Annotated in this window: 17 protein-coding genes and 1 pseudogene; 11 read left to right on the top strand and 7 right to left on the bottom strand. The window is 70.5% G+C overall.

Going from position 1 to position 16,368, the window contains the following annotated elements; genetic code table 11:
• Positions 1-259: 259 nt before the first annotated feature.
• Complete coding sequence (locus IZR01_RS39710) at positions 260-949, bottom strand: DUF11 domain-containing protein (protein ID WP_194926855.1); 690 nt, start codon at positions 947-949, stop codon at positions 260-262.
• 104 nt (positions 950-1,053) lie between these two features.
• Here IZR01_RS39710 and ftsH point away from each other — a divergent pair, with 104 nt between their 5' ends.
• Both ftsH and IZR01_RS39700 read left to right on the top strand, forming a co-directional pair.
• Positions 1,054-3,000, top strand: coding sequence for an ATP-dependent zinc metalloprotease FtsH (gene ftsH, locus IZR01_RS39705; RefSeq protein WP_194926854.1), 1,947 nt, complete (start codon positions 1,054-1,056; stop codon positions 2,998-3,000).
• A gap of 44 nt (positions 3,001-3,044) precedes the next feature.
• Positions 3,045-3,632 carry a rhomboid-like protein gene (locus tag IZR01_RS39700; RefSeq protein ID WP_194926853.1) on the top strand — a complete coding sequence of 196 codons (588 nt, stop codon included), beginning with the start codon at positions 3,045-3,047 and terminating at the stop codon, positions 3,630-3,632.
• 25 nt (positions 3,633-3,657) lie between these two features.
• Here the strand turns inward: IZR01_RS39700 and IZR01_RS39695 are convergent, their stop codons facing one another.
• Positions 3,658-3,933, bottom strand: a complete 276-nt coding sequence (locus IZR01_RS39695; RefSeq protein WP_194899297.1) for an HNH endonuclease — start codon at positions 3,931-3,933, stop codon at positions 3,658-3,660.
• A 116-nt stretch (positions 3,934-4,049) separates the two neighbouring features.
• On the opposite strand from IZR01_RS39695, the gene IZR01_RS39690 reads away from it, so the two are divergent.
• Positions 4,050-4,544, top strand: coding sequence for an 8-oxo-dGTP diphosphatase (locus IZR01_RS39690; RefSeq protein WP_194899298.1), 495 nt, complete (start codon positions 4,050-4,052; stop codon positions 4,542-4,544).
• A gap of 2 nt (positions 4,545-4,546) precedes the next feature.
• Here the strand turns inward: IZR01_RS39690 and IZR01_RS39685 are convergent, their stop codons facing one another.
• Positions 4,547-4,747, bottom strand: a complete 201-nt coding sequence (locus IZR01_RS39685; protein ID WP_228556063.1) for a hypothetical protein — start codon at positions 4,745-4,747, stop codon at positions 4,547-4,549.
• A 13-nt stretch (positions 4,748-4,760) separates the two neighbouring features.
• Between IZR01_RS39685 and IZR01_RS39680 the strand changes: the two genes are divergently transcribed.
• The 3 genes from IZR01_RS39680 to IZR01_RS39670 are packed head-to-tail and all read left to right on the top strand — an operon-like array spanning position 4,761 to position 7,409.
• Positions 4,761-5,348 carry a bifunctional adenosylcobinamide kinase/adenosylcobinamide-phosphate guanylyltransferase gene (locus tag IZR01_RS39680; protein WP_228561122.1) on the top strand — a complete coding sequence of 196 codons (588 nt, stop codon included), beginning with the start codon at positions 4,761-4,763 and terminating at the stop codon, positions 5,346-5,348.
• Positions 5,349-5,391: 43 nt separating this feature from the next.
• Positions 5,392-6,615: a nicotinate-nucleotide--dimethylbenzimidazole phosphoribosyltransferase gene (locus tag IZR01_RS39675; RefSeq protein ID WP_194926852.1), complete on the top strand. Its 1,224-nt coding sequence runs from the start codon at positions 5,392-5,394 to the stop codon at positions 6,613-6,615.
• Positions 6,612-7,409 carry an adenosylcobinamide-GDP ribazoletransferase gene (locus IZR01_RS39670; protein WP_194926851.1) on the top strand — a complete coding sequence of 266 codons (798 nt, stop codon included), beginning with the start codon at positions 6,612-6,614 and terminating at the stop codon, positions 7,407-7,409. Before IZR01_RS39675 ends, IZR01_RS39670 begins: the two co-directional genes overlap by 4 nt.
• A 494-nt stretch (positions 7,410-7,903) precedes the next feature.
• Here IZR01_RS39670 and IZR01_RS39665 read toward each other — a convergent pair whose 3' ends face one another.
• The 3 genes from IZR01_RS39665 to gcvT form a co-directional block, all read right to left on the bottom strand.
• On the bottom strand, positions 7,904-8,800 hold the full coding sequence (locus IZR01_RS39665) for an MBL fold metallo-hydrolase (protein WP_194926850.1): 897 nt from the start codon (positions 8,798-8,800) through the stop codon (positions 7,904-7,906).
• Positions 8,793-9,722 (bottom strand): aldose 1-epimerase family protein, encoded by a 930-nt coding sequence (locus IZR01_RS39660; RefSeq protein ID WP_194926849.1) that lies wholly within the window; start codon positions 9,720-9,722, stop codon positions 8,793-8,795. Before IZR01_RS39660 ends, IZR01_RS39665 begins: the two co-directional genes overlap by 8 nt.
• A 67-nt stretch (positions 9,723-9,789) precedes the next feature.
• Positions 9,790-10,899, bottom strand: a complete 1,110-nt coding sequence (gene gcvT / locus IZR01_RS39655) for a glycine cleavage system aminomethyltransferase GcvT (protein WP_194926848.1) — start codon at positions 10,897-10,899, stop codon at positions 9,790-9,792.
• A gap of 230 nt (positions 10,900-11,129) precedes the next feature.
• Here gcvT and IZR01_RS39650 point away from each other — a divergent pair, with 230 nt between their 5' ends.
• From IZR01_RS39650 to IZR01_RS39640, 3 genes are all read left to right on the top strand, one after another.
• Positions 11,130-12,650: a leucyl aminopeptidase gene (locus IZR01_RS39650; RefSeq protein WP_194926847.1), complete on the top strand. Its 1,521-nt coding sequence runs from the start codon at positions 11,130-11,132 to the stop codon at positions 12,648-12,650.
• A gap of 108 nt (positions 12,651-12,758) precedes the next feature.
• On the top strand, positions 12,759-13,505 hold the full coding sequence (locus IZR01_RS39645; protein ID WP_194899021.1) for a VIT1/CCC1 transporter family protein: 747 nt from the start codon (positions 12,759-12,761) through the stop codon (positions 13,503-13,505).
• A gap of 90 nt (positions 13,506-13,595) precedes the next feature.
• Positions 13,596-13,949, top strand: coding sequence for an SEL1-like repeat protein (locus IZR01_RS39640; RefSeq protein ID WP_194899020.1), 354 nt, complete (start codon positions 13,596-13,598; stop codon positions 13,947-13,949).
• A gap of 25 nt (positions 13,950-13,974) precedes the next feature.
• Here the strand turns inward: IZR01_RS39640 and IZR01_RS51550 are convergent, their stop codons facing one another.
• On the bottom strand, positions 13,975-14,178 hold the full coding sequence (locus IZR01_RS51550; RefSeq protein WP_228555967.1) for a hypothetical protein: 204 nt from the start codon (positions 14,176-14,178) through the stop codon (positions 13,975-13,977).
• A 382-nt stretch (positions 14,179-14,560) separates the two neighbouring features.
• On the opposite strand from IZR01_RS51550, the gene lpdA reads away from it, so the two are divergent.
• On the top strand, positions 14,561-15,943 hold the full coding sequence (gene lpdA / locus IZR01_RS39630; RefSeq protein WP_194899018.1) for a dihydrolipoyl dehydrogenase: 1,383 nt from the start codon (positions 14,561-14,563) through the stop codon (positions 15,941-15,943).
• Between the two features lie 93 nt (positions 15,944-16,036).
• Positions 16,037-16,273, top strand: a pseudogene (locus IZR01_RS39625) (biotin/lipoyl-containing protein); the annotation flags it as partial.
• Between the last annotated feature and the right edge of the window lie 95 nt (positions 16,274-16,368).

Raw genomic sequence — 16,368 nt, 5'->3', positions numbered from 1 at the left:
CTGGGGTTGGGGTTGGAGCTGGGGCTGGCGGCGAGTAGGGCGGTCATCTCATAGGATTTGAGATGATTCGCCCCTATCGAACAGATATACCACTCGCCACCGACAGCCACCGACAGCCACAGTCGACGCGAGTTCGCCACCAAGCCCACGAGCGCGCCGAGCGGGGCAGTCATTTGATACGACCTAGCCAGATCCGCCCCTTATCGAACAGATATAGCAGGCGCCGCCGACAGTCACATCTTCGACCCGTGCCTCAGCCTCAGCCCTCTTCGCCGCCCGCATCCTGCCGCTTCCGAAAGAAGCCGCGGAACGCCGCGTACATCGCTGCCATCAGTCCCACCCCGAGTAGGCCCGGCTGCCAGTGCTTCGCGTTCGCTCCGGTGACGCCGGCGACCGCGTCTGGGCCGTCCGTCAGTTGCTCGCGGACGGTGCCGCATGCCAGGGCTGGGCCAGTGGTGGAGCTTTTGGCGCAGGCGGTGGAGGTGAACTGGTGGGTCGTGGTGGGGGGTTTGGCGTCGCGGGCGCGGGGGGCCAGGTGTTCGGACTCTTCGACGGTGCCGGCCATCACCTGGTCGGTGAAGACCAGGGTGTGGCCTGCTGGGATGTCGGCGGTCCAGCGGAGGGTGTCGTCCTCCTGGTCGGCCTGGGGGCTGGAGTCGACGAGTTGGAAGCCGGGCGGGACCAGGTGGTAGACCTCCAGGGCCGGGTAGGAGGTCGGGGATTCGTTGTCCACGCGGACTGTGTAGTCGACGAGGTCGCCGGAGTGGGCTGAACGGGTGTCGTCGCTGATGTCGACGCGGACGCCCTGGCCGGTTCCGGTGGCGCTGGCGTCGGTGGGCAGGGTGGGGAGGGCGCCTGCCCGGGCCGCGAGCGTGGACATGGTCCCGACGGTCATCGCCGCCGCGGTGACCACGCCGATGGCCGCCGCGCTCCGCATCATGGTCCGCATTCACTTTGTTTCGGTACGGAGTGGGGTGCGGCTTTAGCGGTGGCTTTAACCCGTACGGGTCTTTTAGCGTTTCGGACGCTGTCCGGTTGACCGATTGATCCCCCGTGAGTGATCCCTCGGTGCCGCCGCGCCAAGACCCCGGCCAGCCCTGGCGCGCCGAGGGCACGCCGCCGGGTGAGCCGGGGCCGCCGAAGAAGCCGCAGCGGGGGCCGAGTGTGCCCGGCGGGTGGCCGCGGCTGCTGCTGACCATGCTGCTGGTGTTCCTGGTCACCGATCTGCTGCTCTCGCTGTTCAACAGCGGGGCCTCCTCGACGAAGGTCCCCTACACCGAGTTCACCAAGCAGGTGGCGGCGAACAACGTCAAGGAGGTCTACTCCAAGGGCGATGCCATCCAGGGCGATCTGAAGGAGAAGGCCCCGGTCCCGGACGACGGCGGCGACACCTACGTCAAGTTCGACACGCAGCGCCCGTCCTGGGCCGAGGACCCGCTGTGGCAGCAGCTGTCGGCCAACGGGGTGACGATCACCGCCAAGCCGGTGGTGCAGCAGCAGAGCTTCCTGGTCAACCTGCTGATCTCGCTGGCCCCGGTGGCGCTGCTGCTGGGCCTATGGCTGCTGATCGCGCGGCGGATGAGCGCCGGGGCGATGGGCGGGCTGGGCCGGCGCGGGCCGCCGAAGCCGGTGGCGCCGGAGGAGGGCAAGCGGACCAGTTTCGCCGATGTCGCGGGCATCGACGAGGTGGAGGCGCAGCTGGCCGAGGTCGTCGACTATCTGAAGAACCCGGCGCCGTTCCAGCTGATGGGCGCCCGGATGCCCGGCGGGGTGCTGCTGGCCGGCCCGCCCGGGACCGGCAAGACGCTGCTGGCCCGGGCCGTGGCCGGCGAGGCGAACGTGCCGTTCTTCTCGGCCTCGGCCTCGGAGTTCATCGAGATGATCGTCGGCGTCGGCGCCTCCCGGGTGCGCGAGCTGTTCAACGAGGCCCGCAAGGTCGCGCCGTCGATCGTGTTCATCGACGAGATCGACACCATCGGGCGGGCCCGCGGCCGCGGGTCCGGGATCGGCGGCCACGACGAGCGCGAGCAGACGCTGAACCAGATCCTCACCGAGATGGACGGCTTCACCGGCAGCGAGGGCGTGGTGGTGGTCGCGGCCACGAACCGCGCCGACGTCCTGGACCCGGCGCTGACCCGGCCCGGCCGCTTCGACCGGGTGGTGCAGGTCGGGCCGCCGGACCGGGCCGGCCGCGAGGCCATCTTGAAGATCCACACCCGGCGCATCCCGCTGGCCCCGGACGCCGACCTGCGCCAGGTCGCGGCCATGACCCCGGGCATGACCGGCGCGGACCTGGCGAACCTGGCCAACGAGGCGGCGTTGCTGGCGGTCGCCCGGCACCGGACGGACGTGGGCCCGTCAGAGTTCTCCGGCGCCCTGGAGAAGATCCAGCTCGGCGCCGAACGTGCGGTCCTGATCCCCGAGGAGGACCGCCGCCGCACCGCCTACCACGAGAGCGGCCACGCGCTGCTCGGCATGCTCCAGCCCGGCGCGGACCCGGTCCGCAAGGTGACGATCGTGCCGCGCGGCCGAGCGCTCGGGGTGACGCTGTCCACGCCCGAGAACGATCGCTACTCGCACACCGAGGACTACCTGCGCGGCCGGATCTGCGGCGCGCTCGGCGGCATCGCGGCCGAGCAGGTGGTCTACGGGGACGTGACCACCGGCGCGGAGAGCGACCTGGAGCAGGTCACGGCGATCGCCCGCGGCATGGTCGGACGCTGGGGCATGAGCGAGCGCATCGGCCGGCTGACCGCCATCCCGGACGACGCGGCGCAGGCCTACGGCCTGTCGGCGGCGCCGGCGACGCTGGACGCGGTGGACGCCGAGGTGCGGCGGATCGTGGCGGAGTGCTACGAGAAGACCGTGCGGACGCTGACCGAGAACCGGGAGCGCCTGGACGCGCTGGCGGCGGCGCTGATGGAACACGAGTCGCTGGACGAGGCGGACGCTTATCAGGCAGCTGGCGTGCCTCGGCGGCGTTCGGATCCGGACCGCTGACGGTCTGAGGGTTCACGGGCCCCCAGCGCGGCAATCGTCACAGTGTGCTGAGCGACGCATGGGACTACCTGCGGGACGCCCCGGGGACGTACCTGTGGCTGCTCGCCCTGCTCGGCACGTCCCGCTACGTCAGGAGACTGCCGGCCCAGCGGGCGGCGAAGCTGCTGGAGACGAACTCCACGAACCTGACGCAGCTGCGGCGCGCGCCGTACGTGCTGGTCACCAGCCTGTTCTTCACCGCGGGCACGAGTTGGTGGTTCTACCTGGCGACCTACAGCGTCTTCCACGCCCCGGCCGAGCACTGGCTGGGCACGTGGCGCTGGCTGACGGTGATCGGGCTGGCGCACGTCGGGGCCACGCTGCTGAGCCAGGGGTGGGTGGCGCGGGAGATCGGTGCCGGGCGGCTTCCGGCGTCGGATCGGACCACGTCGGACTACGGGGTCAGCTATGCGCAGGCCGGTGCGGCGGCGGTGTTGGCATACCGGATCCCGATGCCGTGGCGGGTGCCGTATCTGGTGGTGCTGATCGCGTTCTATGGCTACGGCTGGCTCAAGAACCGGCGGGATTTCACGGCGATCGGGCATCTGTGCGCGCTCGCGATCGGCTTGGCCTGCTTCTGGATTGCGCCCTGAGGTATTTGAGGGACTTGAGAAACCGCTAGCTCTTACCCTTCTTACCCTCGTCGGGCGGCCGCACCTTGATGGAGACGTACCGGTTCGCCTCCCACTCCAGCGCGGCCTTCTGCGCGGCGTGCCAGGTGCACAGGCCGAGCAGGTTGCCGAGGGAGTGGTCATCCTTCTTGCCGACGTGGACGACCATGCTGGCCTCGCGGGAGCAGCCGACGCCGAAGTGGGCGTGCTTCCATTCGCAGCGCCGTCCACAGCGCCGCATGACTTTGCGCACCAGCCGGTTCCAGTTTCGCGGAAGCTTCACTAGATCCTGCGATCCACTCACATAAAAGAGTTCCCCTGAATATCGCATCGGCGCGCGGGGCGCTCGCGTTGATCACCTAGATGAGTGACGTCGGCGGGCGCCGCTAGGCTCGCCGAGTGCTGATCGTCACTTCCGCGCTGCTGCGGCGTACCGGATCCGATGGCCGTCCCGAAGTTCTGGTCGGGCTGAAGAAGACCGGCTTCGGCGCCGGGCTGGTCAACTACCCCGGCGGCAAGCTGGAGCCCGGGGAGACGCCGGCGGAGGCGGTCGCGCGGGAGGTCGCGGAGGAGACCGCGATGACGGTGGCGGTGGGCGACCTGAAGCCGGCCGCGGAGCTGGTGTTCCGGTTTCCCGACGTGCCGGAGTGGGACGACATCCGGCTGCACTGCTTCACGGCCACGGAGTTCGCCGGGGAGCCGCAGGAGAGCGCGGAGATCGCTACCGGATGGCTGGCCGAGGCGGAGCTGCCTTACGACCGGATGTGGGATGACTCACGCTTGTGGGTGCCACCGGTGCTGGCCGGCGAGTACGTCGTGATGGACGTCATCTACGCCGGCCGCAGCAAGGTGGCCTCTCATACCCGGCTGCCGTCGGCCGCCGGACTCGGGTGAGGCTACTGCTCCACCGGGTGAAGCGACATCGGACCGTAGACGACCGAGCCGTCCTCCAGCAGCGTGACCTGGTCGACGCCGGCGTCCAGCAGCTCCTTCCAGTTCTCCCCGATCCAACTCTCGGCGTCGGACTGCGTGGAGAACTCCTCCGGTTTCGCCCCGGTATCCTTCTCGCCGCCAGCGGTGTCCTCATAACGCCACATGAAAGTCACAGTGTTGACCCCTTCAATTGCCCAGCCGTCGCAGAACAACATAACGCGCACGTTGATCCTTGGCGGTGCCCGCTCCGGGAAGTCCGCCGAGGCAGAGCGGCGGCTCACCCGCCTGGCTGACGACGGGTCGGACAATGCGCTGTATGTCGCGACCGGCGGCCGGCGCGAGGGTGACGCCGACTGGGCGGACCGGGTGCGGCGGCACCGGGAGCGGCGTCCGGCCTCGTGGACGACGGTGGAGACGGCCGACGTCGCGGCGGTGCTGCGCGGGGCGACGCGGCCGGTGCTGGTGGACTGCCTGACGCTGTGGCTGACCGCGGTGATGGACGAGGTCGGGGCGTGGGACGACGCGGCGTGGCAGGACGGCGGGGAGCGGGAGCTGGCGGCGCGGTTCGACGAGTTGGCGGACGCGTGGCACGGGGTGACCGTGCCGGTGCTGGCGGTGAGCAATGAGGTGGGGCTCGGGATCGTGCCGGACAGCGCCGGGGTGCGGCGGTTCCGGGATGAGCAGGGGCGGTTGAACCAGCGGATCGCGGCGGCTTCGGACGCGGTGGTGCTGATGGTGGCGGGGATCGCGGTGGCGGTGAAGTAGGGCTTCCCCACGTACAGGGTGCCGCCGCTAGGCTGTTCGCACCATGGACGCGTCCGAGAACCCCACCCCCGAGCCGGCCGAGCAGCCCGAGCCCGTCGAGGCCGCCCAGACGGCCCCCAAGACGGCCGCCGAGAGCGAAGTCAGCGCCGAAGTCAGCGCCGAAGACGGCGCTGAGACTGGCGACGAAGCTGCCGTCGAGACCGGCACCGAGACCGGCCCCGAGCCGCTGAACCTCGACCAGCTCGCCGACCAGGCCGAGCGCCCCGACGAGGCGGCGCGGGACCAGATGCGGAACCGGCTGGCCGCGCTGGCCGTCCCGGCCGCGGGCCTGGGCCGCCTGGAGGAGCTGGCGATCTGGCTGGCCGGCGCGCGCGGCAGCGGCGAGGCGCGGCCGATCGAGCGGGCCCGCGTGGTGGTGTTCGCCGGCGACCACGGAGTGGCCACGCTCGGGGTGTCGGCTACGGCGCCGGACCAGGCGCAGGCCGTCACCGCGGCGCGGGTGAAGCAGATCGAGGACGGCGGCGGAGCGGTCGGCGTGCTGGCCCGGCTGCACGGTGCGACGGTGCGCGTGGTCGACGTCTCGGTCGGCAGCCCGTCCGGCCGCGTCGACAAGGAGGACGCGGCCACCCGCGAGGAGATCGAGCACGCCTTCCGCCTCGGCATGGCGGTCGCCGACGCCGAGGCCGACTCCGGCGCCGATGTCCTGATCCCGGCCCTGGTCGGGGTGGGTGCCAGCACCGTGGCCTCGGTCCTGGCCGGCGTCCTGACCGGCAAGGACGCCGCCGCCGTCACCGGTCGCGGCTCGGGTGTGGACGACACCGCGTGGATGCGCAAGTGCGCGGCCGTGCGCGACGCGATGCGCCGGGGCCGCCCGGTCCTCGGCGACCAGCTGGAGCTGCTGGCCAAGGTCGGCGGCCGCGACTTCGCCGCCCTGACCGGCTTCCTGCTCCAGGCCGTGATCCGGCGGGTTCCGGTGCTCCTGGACGGCGTCACCACCACGTCCTGCGCGATGCTGGTCCAGCGGATCGCCTACCGCTCCCCGCAGTGGCTGCTGGCCGGCGCCCTGTCCCCGGAGCCCGCGCACGGGTCGGCCCTGGACCGCCTGTCGCTGGTACCGCTGGTCGAGGGTTACGACGTGCGCCAGTCCGAAGGCGCGCTCGGGCTGCTGGCGCTGCCGATGCTGAAGGCCGCCGCCGCGCTGGCGGCGGAGCTGGCGACGTTCGACGAGGCCGGGATCCCGGAACCGGTGCTGCGGTCGCGGGTGTGAGGGGGCTCGGCGGCCGGTCAGCCAGTGGCCTCCGCCTCGCCTTCTCGACGCTGACAGCGCTTCCTGTCGGCCCGCCGTCGCAGGTCGATCGGGCGGTCGCGGGGCTGGCGATGGCTTACTCGCCGGTTGTCGGCGGCGTGCTGGGGGCGGCTGCGGGAGCGGTCGGCGCGGGACTGGGGTGGTGGACTTCCAGCCCGGTCGTGGCGGCGGCCGCCGGGGTCGCGACCCTCGCGGCGCTGACTCGCGGACTGCACCTCGACGGGCTCGCCGACACCGCCGACGGCCTCGGTTCGGCCAAGCCCGCGGCGGACGCGCTGCGCATCATGAAGGCCTCGGACATCGGCCCGTTCGGCGTCATCACGCTGGTCCTGGCACTGCTCGGGCAGGTGCTGCTGCTCGCGGGCGCGTGGGGGCGGCACGGCGCGTGGTACGGGGCGTGCGCGATCGCAGTGGCCTGCGTCGCGGGCCGCCTCGCCGTGACCTGGGCCTGCCGCCCCGGGGTGCCCTCGGCCCGGCCCGACGGCCTCGGGGCGTGGGTCGCGGGGAGCGTGTCGCGGGTGGCGCTCGCCGCGGCGTCGGTCGGCGCGCTCATCGCGGCAGGTGTCGCAGGGGTCTGCGTGAGCGAGGGGGCACGCTGGCTGCTGTGGCCGGCGGCGGTCGTGCTGGGAGTCGGCGTGTCGGCGGTGTTGCTGCGCCACACGAACCGTCGGTTCGGCGGCATCACCGGCGATGTGTTGGGAGCGCTCGTGGAAGTCGGCTTCACCGGCGCGCTGGTGATTCTGGCCGGTCGCTAGTGCGGTGGCCGGATTGGTTCACCGGGTTGGTGGTGTGGTCACCTGTTGGACGAGAGTCGGGTGCGGAGGCCGCCGGTCACGTACAGGGTTAAGGGCGTTGTGAAAAAACCGCCTGTTTTCGTCCGCCGGCTTGTGTACGCAAGGCGCGGTCGCGTGGCAGGGCGGACGAAAAACCGGCCGTTTTTTCACAACATGTGTGGTCGGCTCAGCCGTGCCCGGCTTGGGTGCGGGCGCTGCGGTGGTTCTGGTCCCGGCGTCGGGGGGTTGGCCCCTGGATTGTTCGTTCTCGGGGGGTGAGTACACATGTTGTTGAGAAACCGGCGGATTTCGGCCGCCTGCCCGCCCGCCGCCGCGTGCGCGAGAACATTTGGCCGAAATCTGCCGATTTCTCAACAACGCCTTTAAACCCCGTACACGACCGGCGACCTCCGCACCCGACTCTCGCCCAACCCGCAACCACACCACCAACACGGCAAACCAATCCAGCCACCGCACTAGCGGCCGAACACCCGAGCCCGGTATCCACGGGCCCGAAACAGCATCTTCGCCAGGCCGGCAGGCTGGTAGAACACGATGAAGTCCGCGAACCGGTGCGCGCCCCGGCGGCCCTCGACGCGTACCGCCGCGTCCCGCAGCGCGATCAGCTGCGCGACCGTCATCGGCAGCGCCCGCTCGCGCGGCTGGTACGTCGAGCCGATCGGGTAGTCGCGATACGGCCGGTCGGTCATCTCGACGTGGCAGCCCATCACCCACGTCACCTCGTGCACGGCGCTGAACGCCACCAGCCGGTGCAACGTGGCCACCAGTTCGGCGAAGTCCTCGACGTAGATCCGGCCCGGATAGACGGTGTCGCCGGTCAGCAGGAACCCGGTCGCGGGGTCGTGGAACACCACTCCGGCGGCGTGGTGCCCGGGTGCGCCGATGGCCGTCAGGACCCGGCCGCCGAGATCGAACGACACTTCCTGGTCCGGCCACCGCGCGTCGTCGAACCCGAAGAACGCCCGGACCGCGTCCGGTTCCCTCGCCACGACCGTCGTGTCCGGACGGTCCGCGAACTGCCCGTCCGCCGCGACGTGGTCGCCGTGCCCGTGCGTGTGCGCGACCACGAGTTCGTAGCCGTCCCGCGGATGACGGGTCAGCCAGTCCGCGACCAGCCCGTCGACCGTTTCCCGCAGCGGGAAGACCGCCGGATCGGCGGTGGCCCCGGTGTCGAGCAAGATCGCCCGATCCGTGCCGAACAGTAGGTAGAGGAAGGGGGCCTCGTAGTTCGTGCTCTTACTCTGCCGCAGAATCACCGTGTGCTCGTCGTATACGTGCACCTGGATCGGGGGCTCCGAGGCCGAACTCCAGCGCCGCACCCCGTGGTTCCAACGAACGTCGAACTTACGCAACCCCGACCACGATCCCCCAGGTGTGCGTCACCGACGCCCCGGGGGCCAGCGTAATGACGCCCTTCCCGCTCGCGAAGGCGTTCGGCGGGCAGCTCATCGGCTCGACCGCGAGCGCCGAGCGCCGGTAGGGGTCGTTCAGCGGGTCGCCGGAGAACAGCTGCACCCACTCCAGGCCGTCGCCGAACCACATCGTCACGCCCTCGGTCCCCTGCCCGAGGGTGACGCGGGCCCGGCCGTCGGCGTCGCGGACGACGTCGGTGAAAGCGGTGTCCAGGGTCACGCCGCGCAGCGGGCGGCGGTCGCGGAAGTCATACGGCGTGCCGCCGACGGGGACCTCGCACTGCGGGATCATGCGCTCGTCGACCATCAGCCAGCGGCTGGCCGGGACGCGGACCAGGCCCTGCGGGCCGTCCAGTCCGCCGTCCACCTTCAGGTAGGCGTGCGATCCGATGCCGTAGGGGGCGTCCCAGTCGCCGGCGTTGTGCGCGCTCACCGCGATCGTCAGGCCTTCGTCCTCGTCCAGCGAGTACTCGGCGGCCAGGTCGAGCAGGAACGGGTAGCCGGGCTGCGGTTCCAGGCGCAGGGTGAGGCGGACCGAGGAATCGGTCTGGGCGTCCAGCTTCCAGGTCGCGTGCCGGGTCAGACCGTGGATCGCGTTGTGCCGGGCCGCCTCGGTGATCTCCAACTCGCGCTCCACGCCGGCGAACTTGTACTTGCCGTCCTGGATGCGGTTGGGCCAGGGCAGCAGGAGCTGGCCGCTGCCGCCGACCGGGCTGCCGTCCTCGGGGAACTCCATGATCAGTTCCCGGTTGTCCAGTCGCAGGGCCCTGAGACCGGCACCGACCTCGGTCACGGTGGCGGCGTACTCCCCCGCCTTGATCGTGAACTGCTCTCCGGTCGGGCGCTCGCCTGCACTGATCATGCCGCCATGGTCCCACGATCCGGTCCCCGGCGGGCAGGCCGGGGCCGGGTTCGCCGGCGGGCCGGAGTCAGCCGCGGGTGCGCACGTCCACGAACGGCGGCTTCACCACAGTGAACGCCGCCGCCTTGCCGCGCACGTCCAGATAGACCGTGTCGCCCTCGGTGTGGTCGCGGTCCAGCAGCGCCAGGCCGATGCCCTCGCGCAGGCTCGGTGAGAAGGTGCCGGAGGTGACCTCGCCGATCTGCTTGCCGGCCTCGTCGTTGACCACCATGTGCGCGCGCGGGATGGCCCGGTCCACGGCCTTGATCCCGCGCAGCAGCCGCTTGGCACCGGCCTCACGCTCGGCCAGCAGCGGCTCGCGGCCCCAGAACGCCGGCTTCTTCCAGCCCACGGCCCAGCCGGCGCGCGCCATGTTCGGGGTGATGTCCAGCGACAGGTCCTGGCCGTGCAGCGGGTAGCCCATCTCGGTGCGCAGGGTGTCGCGGGCGCCGAGGCCGCAGGGCCGGATGCCGAACTGCTCCCCGGCCGCTAGCAGCGCGTCCCACAACGCCTCGGTCTTGTCCCAGCGCGGGACCAGTTCGTAGCCGTGCTCGCCGGTGTAGCCGGTGCGGCAGACGGTCAGCGGGGAGTCCTGGAAGGAGGCCACTGCGAAGGACATGTAGTCGTGGTCTGTGGGCAGCCTGAGTGCGGCCAGCACCTCGGCCGACTTCGGGCCCTGCACCGCCAGCACGCCGAACTCGCGGTGCCGGTTCCGCACGGTGACGCCCTCGGGCGCGGCGGCCTCCAAGCGGCGGACCACCTCGGCGGTGTTGGCGGCGTTGGGGATCAGGAAGACGTCCTCGGGGCCGTTGAGATAGGCGATGAGATCGTCGACCACGCCGCCGGTGGCGTCGTCGCAGCACAGGGTGTACTGGGCCTGGCCGGGCTCGATCCGCTGGAGGTCGTTGGCCAGCACCGAGTTCACGAACGCCGCGGCGCCCGGCCCGGTGACCGAGGCCTTGCCCAGGTGGCTGACGTCGAAGACGCCGACCTGTTCGCGGACCGCGGCGTGCTCCTTGAGCACACCGCCGGTCTTGCTGTATTCGATCGGCATGTCCCAGCCGCCGAAGTCGGACATCTTCGCCCCCAGAGCGATGTGGCGCGCGTGCAAGGGCGAGGTCAGGAGATCGCTGGTCACACGCCGAGACGATACCGGAGGAAACACCCCGGCCCACCGCTGGCCGGAACCGGCCGGATTGACACCGGGGGAACGGGGAAGGTCATCCGCGCGCCTCGCCCGGTGCGACCGCACCGAGTACGGTCGCCTAAAGTAACGATGTCCCGGGTGACGGCCGCCTCGACCGCAGTGAAGGGCGACCCCCTTCCCCGCCGGCATCTGAAGATGTCCTAGCGAGAACTGGATCAACGATGACCTCGATCTCCCTGTCCGCTACCGCGACCGGCAAGGCGGACGCCGTCGTAGTCGGCGTGTACGCCACCGAGACCGCCAAGGGGGTCAAGGGCGTCGCCCTGGCCCCCGGCGCCGAGGCCGTGGACGCGGCCTACGGCGGATCCCTGGCCAAGGCGCTGGACCTGATCGGCGCCGCCGGCAAGGACGGCGAGCTGACCCGGGTCCCGGCGCAGGGCGACGTCAAGGCGCCGCTGATCGTCGCCGTCGGCCTGGGCAAGAAGCCCGGCAAGGGCGAGCAGTTGAACACCGACACGCTGCGCAAGTCGGCGGCCGTCGCGGCCCGCTCGCTGGCCGGCAAGGCCAAGGCGATCTTCGCGCTGCCGGCCGAGGACGCCGCGCAGGCCGGCTCGGTGGCCGAGGGCGTGCTCCTGGGCGCCTACTCCTACCAGGGCCTGAAGGCCGCGAAGAAGGACGCCAAGGGTGCGGTCGGCGAGGTCGTGCTGGCCACCTCGGGCGCCAAGCAGGCCGCGGTGAAGAAGGCCGTGGAGCACGCGGACACCGTGGCCACCGCTGTGAACCTGGCCCGCGACCTGATCAACACCCCGCCCTCGCACCTGTACCCGCAGACCTTCGCCGAGCGGGCGCAGGCCGAGGTCAAGGCGGCCGCGGTGCCGGCGCTCACGATCGAGGTGCTGGACGAGAAGGCGCTGACCAAGGGCGGCTACGGCGGCATCATGGGCATCGGCAAGGGCTCGGCCAAGCCGCCGCGCCTGGTCCGCGTGGCCTACCGGCACCCGAAGGCGAAGAAGCACCTGGCGCTGGTCGGCAAGGGCATCACCTTCGACACCGGCGGCATCTCGCTGAAGCCGGCCAACGCGATGGACACCATGAAGTCGGACATGAGCGGCGCCGCCGCGGTGTTCGCCGCCACCCTGGCCGCCGCCAAGCAGGAGGTGCCGGTGAACATCACCACGTACCTGTCGCTGGCCGAGAACATGCCCGGCGGCGGCGCGGTGAAGGTCTCCGACGTGGTCACCATGTACGGCGGCAAGACCGTGGAGATCATGAACACCGACGCCGAGGGCCGGGTGGTGATGGCCGACGCGCTGGCCCGGGCCAGCGAGGACCAGCCGGACCTGCTGCTGGACGTCGCCACCCTGACCGGCGCGCAGGTCCTGGCGCTGGACCGGCTGGCCGCGGTGATGGGCAACGACGACGAGCTGCGCACCCGGATCGTGGAGACCGCCAAGGCGGCCGGCGAGGAGATGTGGCCGATGCCGCTGCCGGAGTACCTGCGCGAGACCATCGACACCCAGAGCGCCGACATCTCGAACATGGGGCAGCGGATGGGCGGCATGCTGGTCGCCGGGCTGTTCCTGCGCGAGTTCGTGGGCGAGGGCATCAAGTGGGCGCACCTGGACATCGCCGGGCCGTCGTTCAACGAGAAGGCCCCGTTCGGCGACACCCCGAAGGGCGGGACCGGCGCGGCGGTGCGCACGCTGGTGCGGCTGGCCGAGGACCTGGGTTCGGGCAAGTGAGCCGGCGCTGAAGCGCGCTGAAACCGCGCTCAGCCGGAACTGACCCGAAGCGGTCATCTCCCCACCCGGGAGGTGACCGCTTCGGCGTTCGCGGGTAGGTCTGTCGGCATGAGCGCCGACGACGGCCGCGACGGCAGCACCGCCGAGGAGCAGCCCTCACACCCCACGCACGACCCGCACGAAGGGCTCGGCGCGCGGCTGAACTGGCTGCGGGCCGGCGTGCTCGGCGCCAACGACGGCATCGTCTCCACCGCCGGCCTGGTGGTCGGCGTGGCCGGGGCCACCGACACCCAGTCCACGCTGCTGGCCTCCGGCATCGCCGGACTGCTGGCCGGCTCGCTGTCGATGGCCTCCGGCGAGTACGTGTCCGTGTCCACCCAGCGCGACTCGGAGATGGCCGCGCTGGCCCTGGAACGCAAGGAACTGGCCGAGACGCCGGAGGCGGAGTTCCAGGAGCTGGTCGGCCTCTACCGCGACAAGGGCCTGACCCCGATCACGGCCCGCCGCGTCGCCGAGGAACTGACCGCGCACGACGCCCTCACCGCGCACGCCACCACCGAACTCGGCATCGATCCGGAAGCACTGGCCAGTCCGTGGAGCGCGGCGATCGCCAGCTTCGTCGCCTTCAGCGTCGGCGCGCTGCTGCCGTTGCTGGCGATCGTGCTGCCGCCGGAACACTGGCGGGTGCCGGTCACGGTCGTCAGCGTGCTGATCGCGCTGATCCTCACCGGCTGGCTCAGCGCCCGGCTGGGCCGCGCGGCCCCGGGGCGGGCGATCCTGCGCAACGTGATCGGCGGAGCGCTGGCGATGGGGATCACGTATCTCGTGGGCACGTTGATCGGGAAGGTCGACTGAGTAGGAGGCGGCTGAGTAGGGGTCGACTCAATTAGGGATAGCCCGTATCGGAGTTGCGGCAAGCGTTCGACGCCGGGCTGAATAGTTCCCATGTGGCACGAGAGAAAGCGGATCGAGGGCTGGCACGCCGCGGCGGAGGCCGGCGACTCCGACGCGATGCTGCATCTGGCGCACGCGGTGAAGCACAGCGATCCGGTGGAAGCAGAACACTGGCTGCGCTCGGCCGCCGACCTCGGCAACCTGGAAGCGGTCCACAGGCTCGGCCTGCTGTTGTGGCACCGCGGCCAGCACACGGACGGCGAGGAGTTCGTGCAACGCGCGGCCGTCGGCGGCTATCAGGACGCGATCGCCACCATGGGGCAGTTCTGCGAGCGGCGGGGCGACTTCGAGGGCGCCGACGCCTGGTTCTGCAAGGTCGTCGCCGACGACGACTACAGTTCCTGAGCGGGCTACAGCTCCTGAGCGGGCGTCAGACCCCGTCCAGCCGCCGCTTGTCCTCCTCGGCACGCTTGCGCGTCCAGTCCCGCATGCGCTGTGGGTAGCCGACCACGTCGGCTTCGTAAGCGGGAATCCCTAAGGCCCGTGCCAACGCATGCGCCTGTTGCGGACTGCGCACCCGACGCCGTGTCCATTCCCCGGACGCGGCGATGAAGACCACTGTGGTGTCGGTCACAGCGGAACGGGGCTCTATATACGCTTCGACGCCGACACGGCTGCGGGCGAAATCGCTCAGGTGCGCTTCCGCAGCGGCCAGTTCCTCAGTGGATCTCCTGCTGGGCGGTGGCGCTATCGGTCCGGGGGCCGCAATGGGCATGCTGGGGCGGCGTCGGTGGAACATGGGCATAACCACTCCCGGAAGATCGTTGCTCCCTCGGGCCGGGCCGTGGGGCTCGGCATAAGTCGGGTCCGCACGCGGACTAGACTGGCGTTCCGGTCGCGGATGCGCTACCCGCGACTCCGCGTCCGTCCGTTCACTGACCCTTCCACAGCAGTGTGTCAGTGTGGGGCGGAACGGGACCGGCTAAAGCGAGAAGCAGGCGAGAAGAGGAACGCACGTGGCAGGCGACAACCAGTTCGACTTGGTCATCCTCGGCGGCGGTTCGGGCGGCTACGCCTGTGCCTTCCGGGCGGCGGACCTCGGGATGAGCGTGGCGCTGATCGAGAAGGCCGAGGTGGGCGGAACCTGTCTGCACCGCGGCTGCATCCCCACCAAGGCGCTGCTGCACGCCGGCGAGATCGCGGACAACACCCGCGAAGCGGCGCAGTTCGGCGTCGCGGCCACCTTCCACGGCATCGACATGGCCGCCGTCAACTCCTACAAGGACGGCGTGGTCGGTCAGCTCTACAAGGGCCTGCAGGGCATTGTGAAGGCCCGCAAGATCGAGTTCATCGCCGGCGAGGGCAAGCTGGTCTCGGCCAACACCGTCCAGGTGAACGGCCAGAACGTGACCGGCAAGAACGTGGTCCTGGCCACCGGCTCGGTACCGAAATCGCTGCCCGGCCTGGAGATCGACGGCAACCGGATCATCTCCAGCGACCACGCCCTGAAGATGGACTTCGTCCCGGCCTCGGCGATCATCCTCGGCGGCGGCGTCATCGGCTGCGAGTTCGCCTCGGTCTGGAAGTCCTTCGGCACCGACGTGACGATCATCGAGGGCCTGCCGCACCTGGTCCCGCTGGAGGACGAGAACTCCTCCAAGCTGCTGGAGCGCGCCTTCCGCCGCCGCGGCATCAAGTACGAACTGGGCAACTTCTTCTCCGGTGTGGAGTACACCGAGAACGGCGTGCGCGCCTCGATCGCCAACGGCAAGACCGTCGAGGCCGACCTGATGCTGGTGGCCGTCGGCCGCGGCCCGGTCTCGGCCGGCCTGGGCTATGAGGAGGCCGGGGTCGCCACGGACCGCGGCTACGTCAAGGTCGACCAGTACTGCCGCACCTCGGTCCCCGGCGTCTACGCGGTCGGCGACCTGATCCCGACTCTTCAGCTGGCGCACGTCGGCTTCGCCGAGGGCATCATGGTCGCCGAGCACATCGCCGGCCTCAACCCCGCACCGATCGACTACGACGGCGTGCCGCGGGTGACCTACTCGCACCCGGAGGTCGCCTCGATGGGCCTGACCGAGGCGCAGGCGAAGACCAAGTACGGCGACACCGCCGTGAAGACCTTCAACTACGACCTCGCCGGCAACGGCAAGAGCAAGATCCTGAAGACCTCGGGCCAGGTGAAGGTGGTCCAGCAGGTCGACGGGCCGGTACTGGGCATCCACATGGTCGGCGACCGGATGGGTGAACTCGTCGGCGAGGCTCAGTTGATCTTCAACTGGGAGGCGCTGCCGCAGGAGGTGGCGCAGTTGGTGCACGCGCACCCGACCCAGACCGAGGCGATGGGCGAGGCCATGATGGCCCTGGCCGGCAAGCCGCTCCACGTCCACGACTGATAAGCCTGCTGTAGGGACACCGCAGGACATGCACCTGCGGAAGCCGAAGAGAATTCTGCACGGAATGTTCTGCGAAGGAGATAGAGAGCGCTCATGTCGGTCTCAGTAGTTCTGCCCGCGATGGGTGAGTCGGTCACGGAGGCCACCATCACCCGCTGGCTGAAGAAGGAAGGCGACCGGGTCGAGGTCGACGAGCCGCTGCTCGAAGTCTCCACCGACAAGGTCGACACCGAGATCCCGTCCCCGTCGGCCGGGTTCCTGGTCTCGATCAAGGTGGCCGAGGACGAGACGGTCGAGGTCGGCGCCGAGCTGGCGGTCTCCGGCGGCGGGATCATGCAGTACGTGCTGCGGAACCTGCTGAAGAAGTAAGTGGTCTGATGAAGTAGCGGAACGCTGATGAAGCAGCCCCCGGCCAGTTCCAGCAC

This window comes from Catenulispora pinisilvae, assembly GCF_015356865.1.
GTDB classification, from domain to species: Bacteria; Actinomycetota; Actinomycetes; order Streptomycetales; family Catenulisporaceae; genus Catenulispora; species Catenulispora pinisilvae.
Note: the sequence above shows the minus strand (reverse complement) of the source record. Positions and strands in the feature narration are given on the sequence as shown.